The sequence below is a fragment of the Amycolatopsis sp. SID8362 genome (assembly GCF_010550475.1).
Lineage (GTDB): Bacteria > Actinomycetota > Actinomycetes > Mycobacteriales > Pseudonocardiaceae > Amycolatopsis > Amycolatopsis eburnea.
The window spans coordinates 1-10787 of the sequence record NZ_JAAGNB010000298.1 but is presented as its reverse complement, the minus strand read 5'-3'; the positions used below and the strand labels follow the sequence as shown (position 1 = coordinate 10787).

The window sequence follows — 10787 nt, the reverse complement described above, 5'->3', positions numbered from 1 at the left end:
CGTGCCCGGCGCGAGCAGCACGTGGCCGTCGCCGGACGGCACCAGGAGCCACGTCGCGGCGTCGACACCGGGGACCGGGCCGGTCACGCCGTCGTCGAGCGAGGGCGCGTCCAGCAGCACCGCGACCGTGGCTTCGCCCTCGGCCAACGCCGGGAGCAGTTCCTTCGCGGCCGGGACGTCGGCGAGCAGGAGGCCGCCCAGAGCGGTGCCGAGCACGGGCCCGGGGACCAGTTCTTCGGCCGCCGCGGCGAGGCCGGCGGCGAGATCGGCGATACTTCCGTCGGCGCCACCCACGGACGCGGGCAGGGCCACGCCGAACAGGCCGAGCGCGGCGAACCCCGCAGGCAGACCGGCCCCGGTTTCGGTCGCGCGCACCACCTCTCGCGGGCGGTGCGCCGCGGACCAGGCGTGGATCGCCTCGGCCAGCGCGGCCTGTTCGTCGGTGAGCGCGACCGGCATCGGGCCTCCTCGCGGGACGGGACACTACTCGCGAGTGTAGAACGTGTTACAGTTTTTCGGCCAGTGGGTCGATTGTTGAACGTTTCGCCAGGACAGGTACGCTGTGTCCTGAAGTGGAACAAGTTCCGACAGACGGGGGAGCTCCGATGCCCGGCAAGACCAAGGCACGCGGCAACGGCCTGAGCGCGATCGGCGCCGACGAGCTCGGCTCGGCCGCCCAGCGCGACCGGCGCCGCCGGATCATCGACGCGACCCTCGCCCTGGCCTCGAAGGGCGGCTACGACGCCGTCCAGATGCGGGCCGTCGCCGAGAAGGCGGACGTCGCGCTCGGCACGCTGTACCGGTACTTCCCCTCGAAGATCCACCTGCTCGTCTCCGGGCTGGCGCGGGAGTTCGAGCGCGCGCAGGAGAAGCTCGAGCGGCAGGCCATCCCGGGCGAGACGCCCGCCGAGCGGCTGATGTTCGTGCTCGGCCGCAACACCCGCCTGATGCAGCGCGACCCGCACCTGACCGAAGCCATGGTGCGGGCCTTCATGTTCGCCGACACGTCCGCGGCCGCCGAGGTGGAGCAGGTCGGGCTGCTGATGGAGAACATGTTCGCCAAGGCGATGGGCATCGACGAGCCCACCGAGGCCGACCGCGACATCTTCCACGTCGTCGCCGACGTCTGGATGGCGAACCTGGTGGCCTGGGTGACCCGCCGCGCCTCGGCGGCCGACGTCGCGAACCGCCTCGAACTGTCGGTCCACCTGCTGCTGGACAAGTAGCCGCGCCTCAGCGGTGCGCGGCGGCCACCTCCGCCAGCTCGTCGAGGGCCTTGAGCGTCTCCGCTTCCGGCAGCGTGTCGAGCAGGAACGTGTACCGCTCGACGCCGGCCTCGCGGAAGCCGTCGATCACCTTCGGGATCGTCGGGCCGCCGAACACCGCGAACTGGACGTCGTCCCGGCCCTGCTCGGCCAGCCAGCGGCGGACGCGCTGCGCCTCCTGGTACTTCGTGTAGCCCCGCAGCAGCCAGCCGTCGCCGTACTTGGCGAGCCGGTTCAGGGCCGCCTCGCTCTCGCCGCCGATGTAGATCGGGACGTGCGGCTTCTGCACCGGCTTGGGCCAGCTGAAGATCGGGTCGAGGTCGATGTGCTCGCCGTGGAACTCGGCTTCGTCCTTCGTCCAGATCTCCTTGAGCGCGGCCAGCTGCTCGTCGATGAGCGCGCCGCGGGTCTTCGGGTCGGTGCCGTGGTTGCGCATCTCCTCGCGGTTCCAGCCGACGCCGACGCCGAACAGCGCGCGCCCGTCGGAGAGCACGTCCAGCGACGCGACCTCCTTCGCGGTGTGGATCAGGTCGCGCTGGATCAGCAGCGCGATCCCGGTGCCGAGCAGCAGCTCCGACGTCGCCGTGGCCGCGGCGGTGAGCGCCAGGAACGGGTCGAGCGTGCGGTAGTAGACACGCGGCAGCTCACCCCCGCCGGGGTAAGGGGTTTCGCGGCTCACGGGGATGTGCGAGTGCTCGGCCAGGAACAGCGAATCGAAGCCGCGTTCCTCCAGCGCCGCACCCAGCACGTCGGGGCGGATGCCCTCGTCGGTCACGAACGTCGAGATCCCGAATTTCATGCTCCAGGAGTACCACCGCCTTGACACGGGGTGCACGATGGAGTCATCTCATCATACGTTGAATAAGGGGGCGGTCATGGACGTACAGGACGTCGACTTCGAGGAGCTCTACCAGGGCGCCACGCCGATGGGCCGGAAGATGCCCTGGGACCTCGGCGCACCGCAGCCGGCGGTCGTCGCGCTGGCCGACGCCGGCGAGTTCGACGGCGACGTGCTCGACATCGGCTGCGGCTTGGGTGACAACTCCGCGTTCCTCGCTTCGCGCGGACTGCACGTGACCGGCCTGGACGGCGCGCCGTCGGCGGTCGCGCAAGCTCGCGCCCGCGCCGCGGAGAAGGGCCTCGACATCGAGTTCGCCGTCGCCGACGCGACGAAGCTCGAAGGCTACGAAGGCCGGTTCGACACGGTTCTCGACAGCGCGCTGTACCACTGCCTGAACGAGGACCAGCGGCACCAGTACCTCGCGGCGTTGACCCGCGCGACCCGCCCGGGCGCGACGCTGCACCTGTTCTGCTTCTCGCCGGAGGTCCCCGAGGCGTTCCCGGCGCCGTACCTGATCAGCGAGGCCAACCTGCGGGAGACGGTCGGGAAGGACTGGACGATCGAGGTGCTCGAGCCGCGCCGGTACACGACGTCGATGACGGCGGAGGAGCTGCGGCAGAGCGTCCGGGTGGTGCTGGACGCGGACCCGGCGGGGCTGACGTCGATGGAGACCGACGCGGACGGGCGGGTGCTGGTCCCGGTCTGGCAGCTGAAGGCGGTCCGCCGAATGAGTTGACGCTCGACGGCCGGGATGTCCAAAGTGATCACTCGTGGACATCCCGGCCGAGTACCCGTGCCCGTGCTGCGGGCACCGTGCGTTCGAAAAGCCTCCCGGCAGCCACGAGATCTGCTCGGTGTGCTTCTGGGAAGACGACTGGCAGCAGTTGCGGTGGCCGGACCTGGCCGGCGGGGCGAACAGCACTTCGCTGCTCGATGCCCAGCGCGCCTACGTCGAGACGGGCGCCGTGGAAATCCGCTTCACCGCCCTCGTCCGCCCACCCCGTGCAGCCGAGCCACTCGACGACGGCTGGCGTCCCATCGACCTCGCCATCGACGACTTCGAGCCCATGGGCGTCCGTGACTTGCCGTGGCCGGCCGACATGACAGCGCTCTACTGGTGGCGGCCGACCTTCTGGCGCCGCCGCTAGACGTTGCGGCGGTACTGGCCCCCGACCTCGAAGAACGCCTCCGTGATCTGGCCCAGCGAGCACACCCGCGCGGCGTCCATCAGCACCCCGAACAGGTTGCCGCCGCGGGTTGCCGCTTCGCGGAGGGACTTCAGGGCCTGCTGGGCTTCCTCGTGGTGGCGGTGCTGGAAGTCGGCCAGGCGGGCCAGCTGGGACTTCTTCTCGTCCTCCGTCGCGCGGGCCAGCTCGACCTCGATGTCGTCCTCGCCCTGGTTCGGGTTGCGGAACGTGTTGACGCCGATGATCGGCAGCGAGCCGTCGTGCTTCTTGCGTTCGTACAGGATGGACTCGTCCTGAATCTTGCCGCGCTGGTAGCCCGTCTCCATCGCGCCGAGGACGCCGCCGCGCTCGGAGATGCGGTCGAACTCGGCCAGGACGGCTTCTTCGACCAGGTCGGTCAGCTCGTCGATGACGAACGAGCCCTGCAGCGGGTTCTCGTTCTTCGACAGGCCCCATTCCTTGTTGATGATCATCTGGATGGCCATCGCGCGGCGCACCGACGACTCCGACGGCGTCGTGATCGCTTCGTCGAACGCGTTGGTGTGCAACGAGTTCGCGTTGTCGTACAGCGCGCAGAGCGCCTGCAGCGTGGTGCGGATGTCGTTGAAGCTCATCTCCTGCGCGTGCAGCGAGCGGCCGGACGTCTGCACGTGGTACTTGAGCTTCTGCGACCGCTCGTTCGCGCCGTACCGGTCGCGCATGGCCACCGACCAGATCCGGCGCGCCACCCGGCCGAGGACCGAGTACTCCGCGTCCATGCCGTTGGAGAAGAAGAACGACAGGTTCGGCGCGAAGCAGTCGACGTCCATGCCGCGGGCGAGGTACGACTCGACGTAGGTGAAGCCGTTCGCCAGCGTGAAAGCCAGCTGCGAGATGGGGTTCGCGCCGGCCTCGGCGATGTGGTAGCCCGAGATCGAGACCGAGTAGAAGTTCCGCAGGTGGTGCTCGATGAACCACTCCTGGATGTCGGCCATCATCCGGAGGCTGAACTCGGTGGAGAAGATGCAGGTGTTCTGGCCCTGGTCCTCCTTGAGGATGTCGGCCTGCACCGTGCCGCGCACGTTCTGCAGCGTCCACGAGCGCAGCTCGGCGGCCTCGGCGTCGGACGGCTCGCGGCCGTGCTCGGCCCGGAACGCGTCGATCTTCTGGTCGATCGCGGTGTTGAGGAAGAACGCCAGGATCGTCGGCGCGGGGCCGTTGATCGTCATCGACACCGACGTGTTCGGCGCGGTCAGGTCGAAGCCGTCGTAGAGGGCCTTCATGTCCTCGACCGTCGCGATGGACACGCCCGACGTGCCGACCTTGCCGTAGATGTCGGGGCGCGTGTCGGGGTCGTGGCCGTAGAGGGTCACGGAGTCGAACGCCGTCGAGAGCCGCTTGGCCTCGGAGTCGGCCGAGAGCAGCTTGAAGCGGCGGTTGGTGCGGAACGCGTCACCCTCGCCGGCGAACATCCGCGCCGGGTCCTCGCCCTCGCGCTTGAACGGGAAAACCCCCGCGGTGTACGGGAAGTAGCCCGGCAGGTGCTCGCGGCGCAGGAACGACAGCAGCTCGCCGTCCTCGCCGTAGCGCGGCAGGGCGACGCGCGGGACCCGGTTGCCGGACAGCGTGTCGCGCCACAGCTGCGTGCGCAGCTCCTTGTCGCGGATCTTCACGACCAGTTCGTCCTGGCGGTATTCCTCGGCCAGTTCCCGGAAGCGTTCGAGGAGCTTTGTCGATTCGCCGTCCACATCGGACTCGGCCGCGGCCAGCAGCCCGTCGAGCGCGTCGGTGGACGCGTCCACCTTGGCCAGTTCCTCGCGCGCCAGCGAAAGCGCGTTCCGCTTGCGGACCGCGGCGACCTGCTGCTCGGTCTTCGCGTGGTAACCGCGGACGGAGTCGGCGATCTCGGCCAGGTAGCGCGAACGGTTGCCGGGGATGATCGTCGAGGCGTCCGTGGACACCTTGCCTTCGACGCGGGGCAGCGTCCCCGCCGAAACGGACAGCCCGCGCTCGGCGAGCATGTCGCGCAGGTGCTGGTACAGCGCGGTGACGCCGTCGTCGTTGAACTTCGCCGCGCTCGTGCCGTAGACCGGCATGTCCTCGGGGCCTTCGGAGAAGGCTTCGCGGTTGCGCACCAGCTGGCGCGCGACGTCGCGGCGGGCGTCCTCGGCGCCGCGGCGCTCGAACTTGTTGATCGCGACGACGTCGGCGAAGTCGAGCATGTCGATCTTCTCCAGCTGCGACGCGGCGCCGAACTCCGGCGTCATCACGTACAGCGACTCGTCCACGAAGTCGACGATCCCGGCGTCGCCCTGGCCGATGCCCGGCGTCTCGACGATCACCAGGTCGTAGCCGGCGGCCTTGCACGCCAGGATCGACTCGCGCAGCCCGGCCGGGATCTCGCCCGACGTCGTGCGCGTGGCCAGCGAGCGGAAGTACACCGGAGAGCCGTCCAGGCAGTTCATCCGGATGCGGTCGCCGAGCAGCGCGCCGCCGCCCTTGCGCCGCGACGGGTCGACCGCGAGCACCGCGATCCGCAGCTTGTCCTCCTGGTCGAGGCGGAAGCGGCGGACCAGCTCGTCGGTGAGCGACGACTTGCCCGAGCCACCGGTGCCGGTGATGCCCAGTACCGGCACCGTCCGCCCGCTCGCGGCTTCGGTGATGCCATCGAGCAGCTCGGCGGGCAGCCGTTCAGCCGCCAGCTGGGTGATGACCCGCGAAAGCGCGGGGACGTCCCCGGAGAGCACCTTGTCGAGCGCCGGGCCCTCGGCCGCGAGGTCGGTGTCGCAGGCCTCGATCATCGAGTTGATCATGCCCGGCAGGCCCATCTCGTAGCCGTCTTCGGGCGAGAAGATGCGGGCGACGCCGCGCGAGTGCAGCAGGTCGATCTCCTCGCGCACGATCACCCCGCCCCCGCCGCCGAAGACCTTGATGTGGCCGGCGCCGCGCTCGCGCAGCAGCTCGACCAGGTACGAGAAGTATTCGACGTGCCCGCCCTGGTAGGCGGAGATGGCGACGCCCTGGACGTCCTCGGCGATGGCGGCGGTGGCGACCTCGTCGACCGAGCGGTTGTGCCCGAGGTGGACGACCTCCGCGCCCTGAGACTGCAGGATCCGCCGCATGATGTTGATCGATGCGTCGTGACCGTCGAAGAGGCTCGACGCCGTCACGAACCGGACGGGGTGCACGGGGCGGTACAGCTCGCTGCTCATCCCTCAAAAATACTTTGGCTTCCTACTATTGGAAACCCGAGGACCAGTGACGCGGCTCTCACGACAACCTTGACAGTGCTCAGCTGGAGGTTATATTTAACGGAGACGTTAATTAACAAGAGGCTGAAATGACCATGCCGACCGACCACCTGAGCCGCACGTTCGCGGCCCTCGCCGACCCGACCCGGCGAGCCATCCTCGCCCGGCTTTCCGCGGGCGAAGCGACGGTGAACGAGCTCGCCGAGCCGTTCCCGATGAGCCTGCCCGCCGTCTCCCGCCACCTGAAGGTGCTGGAGCAGGCCGGGCTCATCACCCGCGGCCGCACCCGCCAGTGGCGGCCCTGCCGGCTGGCGGCGAAACCCCTGGAAGACGTGGCCGACTGGGTGGCGCGCTACCGGCCGTTCTGGGACGACGGGTTCGACCGCCTCGAGGAGCACCTGCGCACCCTGCGGAACGGGGACGAAGATGCCTGACCTCACCATCACCCGGGTCTTCGACGCGCCGCGCGAGCTCGTCTTCGCCGCGTGGACCGACCCCGACCAGCTGGCGAGCTGGCTCGGGCCGCACGGCTACACCGGCTCCGCGGTCACCCTCGCCACGCGGCCGGGCGGCGCCTGGCGGGCGTGCATCCGCTCCCCCGAGGGCGACGAGCACTGGATGCACGGCACCTACCGCGAGATCGCCGCGCCCGAGCGGCTCGCGTTCACCTTCACCTGGGACACCGAAGGCGATATGCGCGCGGAGACCCTCGTGACGATCGACTTCGCCGACCTGGGCGGCAAGACGGAGATGACCTTCGTCCAGACCGGCTTCCCGACCATCGCCGACCGCGACGGCCACCACGGCGGCTGGACCTCCAGCTTCGACGACCTGGCCGGCTTCATCCACCACCGAGGAGAGGAAGACCGATGACCGCGACCCAGCACGCCCTGCCCGAGATCGTCTCGCCCGAGGAATGGCAGGCCGCGCGCGACGCACTGCTCGTCAAGGAGAAAGAGCACATGAAGGCGGCCGACCACCTCGCCGCCGAACGGCGCCGGCTGCCGATGGTGCCCTTCCCGAAGCCGTACGTGTTCACCTCGGCCGAGGGCGAGAAGAGCCTGCTGGACCTGTTCGAGGGACGGCCGCAGCTGATCGTCTACCACTTCATGCTGCACCCGGGCGACGAGGCGGGGTGCGCGGGGTGTTCCCTGGTCGTCGACAACATGCCGCACCTGGCGCACCTGCACGACCGGGACGTGACGCTCCAGGTCGTCGCGCCGGCGACGCTGCCCGAGATCGAGCGCTACAAGAGCCGGATGGGCTGGGACGTGCCGTTCGTGTCCTCGCACGGCAGCGACTTCACCGAGGACTGCGGCGTCGGCATGGGCTTCGGGGTCAGCGTGTTCCTGCGCGACGGCGACGACGTCTACCGGACGTACTTCACCTCGGGCCGCGGTGGCGAGATGTTCCTCGCCTCGCACCGCTACCTCGACGTCACGCCGCTGGGGCGCCAGGAGGCCTGGGAAGAGGAGAGCCGCGGCGACGACGGTCCGGGTTCCTGGTGGCGGCGCCACGACGAGTACTGACGCTTGCGCCACCGCCGGGCCCGGGGCGTTCCCCGGGCCCGTGCGGCGTCAGCGGGCGTTCGCCGCCCGCAGCGCGATCCACTGGCGCATGGCGTACTCGACCAGCGTGATCAGCGTCTGCTTGGTCGACTCGCGGTCCCGTGCGTCGCAGCGGACGATCGGGATGTTCGGGTCGATCGACAGCGCCTCGCGGACGTCGTTGATGTCGTGCTCCAGCACGCCGTCGAACGTGTTGACGCCGACGATGTACGGCAGTCCCCGGTCCTCGAAGAAGTCGATCGGCGCGAACGAGTCCGCCAGCCGGCGCGTGTCGGCGAGCACCACCGCGCCGATCGCGCCGCGGACGAGGTCGTCCCACATGAACCAGAACCGCTGCTGACCGGGCGTGCCGAACAGGTAGAGGATCAGGTCCGCGTCCAGGGAGACGCGCCCGAAGTCCATCGCCACCGTGGTCGTCGACTTGCCCGGTGTGTGGTCGAGGTTGTCGACGCCGACGCTGGCGTCGGTCATCATCGCCTCGGTGGTCAGCGGCACGATCTCCGACACCGACCCGACGAAGGTCGTCTTCCCCGCACCGAAACCGCCAGCCACCACGATCTTGGCGGATGTCATGGTCGGGGGCGCGGTGTCCCGCGGTGCCTTATAGCCGACGGAGTCCACTCAAAACCCTTTCCATCAACACCAGATGTGCCTCGGCGCCGTCATTGCCCGTAATCGTCTTGTGCACCGTGACCAGCCCCGCGTCCGCCGCGTCGCTGATCAGCACCCGGGCCACGCCCAGTGGCACCCGCAAGGCCGACACGATCTCGGCGACCGAACGGGGGGTCCGGCACTCTTCCATGATCGAAATGCACTCGATCTGCTCCGCGGCCACTTCGGGGAAGCCACCGGTGGCAGCGTAGTCCTTCGCGGAGATCAGTGTCTCCAGCTCCAGGGCGTAGTTTGCCCGGGTGCGGCCGCCGGTCAGCGCGTAGGGCCGGACGATGGCCGTCAGCTCCTCCGGCGCGGGCGGCTGTTCGAACACCGCGGGCATCACGAACTCGCCGCTGGGCGGGCCCGGGTCGAACAAACCCCCAGGTCGTGGGCTGTCCCCGTCGGTACTGCCGGGTGGAGAGACTAAAGAGGTCACGCGATCTCCTTGGTCGGCCGACGGCGCGGGCGCCGGCGGTTCCGCGGCCGCGTGCGCACCGGCGGCCGGGGGTGGCGGGGACTCCTTGCTCTTCTTGCGCTTCCGGCGGGCACGGCCGGAATCCAGGGTGAACCCGTTGAGGACGTCGGCGAACGTGCCGTCGTCCCCTCGCCCGGCGGGGTGCTGCCCCTCGGGTGGTTCGCCGTCGAATCCGGACCCCGTGCTCATCGCGCCATCATCCCACCGGTTCGCCGATCAGCGACCCACCGGAGCCCTGAAGCTGGGCGCGCAGCTCCGGGGTGAGGATCTGACCGACCCGGTCGACGAGCATCGTCATCTCGTAGGCGACCTGACCGATGTCGCAGTTGGGGGCGGCGAGGACGGCGAGGCAGGACCCGTCGCTGATCGACATCAGCACCATGATCCCGAGCTCCATCTCGACGACGGTCTCGTTGACCGCGCCGGCCTCGAAGCAGCGGGCGGCGCCCTGGGTGAGGCTGACCAGGCCCGATGCGACCGCGGCGAGCTGGTCGGCCCGGTCGAGCGGGAGCCGGTTCGACGCGGTCAGCAGCAAGCCGTCCGCCGAGACGACCACGGCGTGGGCCACCCCCGGCACCCGCTCCGCGAAGTCGTTCACCAGCCAGCCGAACTGGTTCTGCGTCGGCTGGGCGCTACTCGGCGAGTTCATTCACCCTCCAGTGTCTCGTGGTTGGTCTCGGCCGCCTGCGCGGTGCGGTGGCGTCCACGCTCGATGCCCTGCTGGAAGCTCCGCAGGCGGCCGCGCACGTCGTGCGCGTCCCGTTGTGGTCGGGGGGCCGTGGCCCCGGTGGGCGGTCCGGCGCTGCCCGGAAGCAGCTGCTCCCCGCGACGGCGCCGGGGCAATCCTGCCGAAGTGAATGTGGCGGGCGTCGACTGGGACACCGCTTGCACCGCCCGCCAGCCGTCATCGGTCCCGAAGTTCCACTCGGCGGTGGCTTCGACGGCGGAGGTTTCTTCGCGCGGGGCGGGGGTTTCCGGGGTTTCGGCTTTGGCGCCGCGGCGGGGCAGCGACGTCGGCGGGGTGCTCGGACGGCCGTTGGCGGGGGCCTCGTCGAAGATCGACGCGGGCTCCTGGGGGGTGGGGCGGCCGTTGGGGCGGGGTGCGGGGTGCGGCTGGCCGGTGGACTGGGGGGCGGCCTGGGAGGGCTGCGGGAGTCCGTTCGGGTGGGCGCCGGGTTGGCCTGGCTGGGCGAGACCGTTCGGCTGGGCAGCGCGCTGGCCCGGCTGAGCCAGACCGCTCGGCTGAGCACCGGGCTGCCCCGGCTGAACCAGACCGTTCGGCTGGGCGTGACCGTTCGAAGTCGCTGGGGGCTGGCGGCGGGGCTGCGGCAGGAGGTTCTGCTGCGGCTCGGCCGGCTGCTGAACGGCACCGGCAGGAGGCCGGCCGGTCGGCTCCGGCTGGGAGCCCGTCGCCTGCGGGGCCGGGGTCGGCTGGGCCGTGCTCGGCTGGGGCGATTCCGCCGCTTCCTGCGCTGAACTCGGCTGGGGTGCGGCCGAAGAGGCCGCCGCCGGCTGGGATTCGCCAGGTGCCGGAGTGCCGGACGCCGGGGCACCAGATGCCGGAGCG

General features: G+C 70.2%; 11 protein-coding genes and 2 pseudogenes. 6 read left to right on the top strand and 7 right to left on the bottom strand.

What is annotated here, in order from left to right; genetic code table 11:
- A pseudogene (locus G3I65_RS09955) lies at positions 1 to 459 on the bottom strand (acyl-CoA dehydrogenase family protein); the annotation flags it as partial.
- A 146-nt stretch (positions 460 to 605) separates the two neighbouring features.
- Here G3I65_RS09955 and kstR point away from each other — a divergent pair.
- Positions 606 to 1226, top strand: coding sequence for a cholesterol catabolism transcriptional regulator KstR (gene kstR / locus G3I65_RS09950; protein WP_125315661.1), 621 nt, complete (start codon positions 606 to 608; stop codon positions 1224 to 1226).
- Between the two features lie 7 nt (positions 1227 to 1233).
- On the opposite strand, the gene G3I65_RS09945 is transcribed toward kstR, so the two are convergent.
- The gene (locus G3I65_RS09945; protein WP_160695833.1) at positions 1234 to 2064 is read right to left on the bottom strand and encodes an LLM class F420-dependent oxidoreductase; all 831 of its coding nucleotides are present in this window, start codon (positions 2062 to 2064) and stop codon (positions 1234 to 1236) included.
- Positions 2065 to 2140: 76 nt separating this feature from the next.
- Between G3I65_RS09945 and G3I65_RS09940 the strand changes: the two genes are divergently transcribed.
- Positions 2141 to 2842 carry a class I SAM-dependent methyltransferase gene (locus G3I65_RS09940; protein WP_160695832.1) on the top strand — a complete coding sequence of 234 codons (702 nt, stop codon included), beginning with the start codon at positions 2141 to 2143 and terminating at the stop codon, positions 2840 to 2842.
- A 34-nt stretch (positions 2843 to 2876) separates the two neighbouring features.
- Entirely contained in the window at positions 2877 to 3254 is a 378-nt protein-coding gene (locus tag G3I65_RS09935; protein ID WP_309235358.1) for a CPCC family cysteine-rich protein, read from the top strand.
- On the opposite strand, the gene icmF is transcribed toward G3I65_RS09935, so the two are convergent.
- Entirely contained in the window at positions 3251 to 6484 is a 3234-nt protein-coding gene (icmF, locus tag G3I65_RS09930) for a fused isobutyryl-CoA mutase/GTPase IcmF (protein WP_160695831.1), read from the bottom strand. The genes G3I65_RS09935 and icmF overlap by 4 nt on opposite strands.
- 134 nt (positions 6485 to 6618) lie before the next feature.
- Here icmF and G3I65_RS09925 point away from each other — a divergent pair, with 134 nt between their 5' ends.
- The 3 genes from G3I65_RS09925 to G3I65_RS09915 are packed head-to-tail and all read left to right on the top strand — an operon-like array spanning position 6619 to position 8052.
- Positions 6619 to 6957, top strand: coding sequence for a helix-turn-helix transcriptional regulator (locus G3I65_RS09925; protein ID WP_160695835.1), 339 nt, complete (start codon positions 6619 to 6621; stop codon positions 6955 to 6957).
- Entirely contained in the window at positions 6950 to 7396 is a 447-nt protein-coding gene (locus G3I65_RS09920) for an SRPBCC domain-containing protein (RefSeq protein ID WP_160695830.1), read from the top strand. Before G3I65_RS09925 ends, G3I65_RS09920 begins: the two co-directional genes overlap by 8 nt.
- On the top strand, positions 7393 to 8052 hold the full coding sequence (locus G3I65_RS09915) for a DUF899 domain-containing protein (RefSeq protein WP_160695829.1): 660 nt from the start codon (positions 7393 to 7395) through the stop codon (positions 8050 to 8052). Before G3I65_RS09920 ends, G3I65_RS09915 begins: the two co-directional genes overlap by 4 nt.
- Before the next feature lie 48 nt (positions 8053 to 8100).
- On the opposite strand, the gene G3I65_RS09910 is transcribed toward G3I65_RS09915, so the two are convergent.
- The 4 genes and pseudogenes from G3I65_RS09910 to G3I65_RS56420 all read right to left on the bottom strand — a co-directional run.
- Positions 8101 to 8664, bottom strand: a complete 564-nt coding sequence (locus tag G3I65_RS09910) for an ATP/GTP-binding protein (RefSeq protein ID WP_086861521.1) — start codon at positions 8662 to 8664, stop codon at positions 8101 to 8103.
- Positions 8665 to 8692: 28 nt separating this feature from the next.
- Positions 8693 to 9409: a DUF742 domain-containing protein gene (locus G3I65_RS57175; RefSeq protein ID WP_225440390.1), complete on the bottom strand. Its 717-nt coding sequence runs from the start codon at positions 9407 to 9409 to the stop codon at positions 8693 to 8695.
- 7 nt (positions 9410 to 9416) lie between these two features.
- Positions 9417 to 9869 carry a roadblock/LC7 domain-containing protein gene (locus G3I65_RS09900; RefSeq protein WP_086861520.1) on the bottom strand — a complete coding sequence of 151 codons (453 nt, stop codon included), beginning with the start codon at positions 9867 to 9869 and terminating at the stop codon, positions 9417 to 9419.
- A pseudogene (locus G3I65_RS56420) lies at positions 9866 to 10787 on the bottom strand (histidine kinase); the annotation flags it as partial. The gene G3I65_RS09900 and the pseudogene G3I65_RS56420, both read right to left, overlap by 4 nt.

Coding starts and splice junctions, on each gene's coding strand:
- kstR (WP_125315661.1), top strand. CDS start 606: ATGCCCGGCAAGACCAAGGCACGCGGCAACGGCCTGAGCGCGATCGGC.
- G3I65_RS09945 (WP_160695833.1), bottom strand. CDS start 2,064: ATGAAATTCGGGATCTCGACGTTCGTGACCGACGAGGGCATCCGCCCC.
- G3I65_RS09940 (WP_160695832.1), top strand. CDS start 2,141: ATGGACGTACAGGACGTCGACTTCGAGGAGCTCTACCAGGGCGCCACG.
- icmF (WP_160695831.1), bottom strand. CDS start 6,484: ATGAGCAGCGAGCTGTACCGCCCCGTGCACCCCGTCCGGTTCGTGACG.
- G3I65_RS09925 (WP_160695835.1), top strand. CDS start 6,619: ATGCCGACCGACCACCTGAGCCGCACGTTCGCGGCCCTCGCCGACCCG.
- G3I65_RS09920 (WP_160695830.1), top strand. CDS start 6,950: ATGCCTGACCTCACCATCACCCGGGTCTTCGACGCGCCGCGCGAGCTC.
- G3I65_RS09915 (WP_160695829.1), top strand. CDS start 7,393: ATGACCGCGACCCAGCACGCCCTGCCCGAGATCGTCTCGCCCGAGGAA.
- G3I65_RS09910 (WP_086861521.1), bottom strand. CDS start 8,664: ATGACATCCGCCAAGATCGTGGTGGCTGGCGGTTTCGGTGCGGGGAAG.
- G3I65_RS57175 (WP_225440390.1), bottom strand. CDS start 9,409: ATGAGCACGGGGTCCGGATTCGACGGCGAACCACCCGAGGGGCAGCAC.
- G3I65_RS09900 (WP_086861520.1), bottom strand. CDS start 9,869: ATGAACTCGCCGAGTAGCGCCCAGCCGACGCAGAACCAGTTCGGCTGG.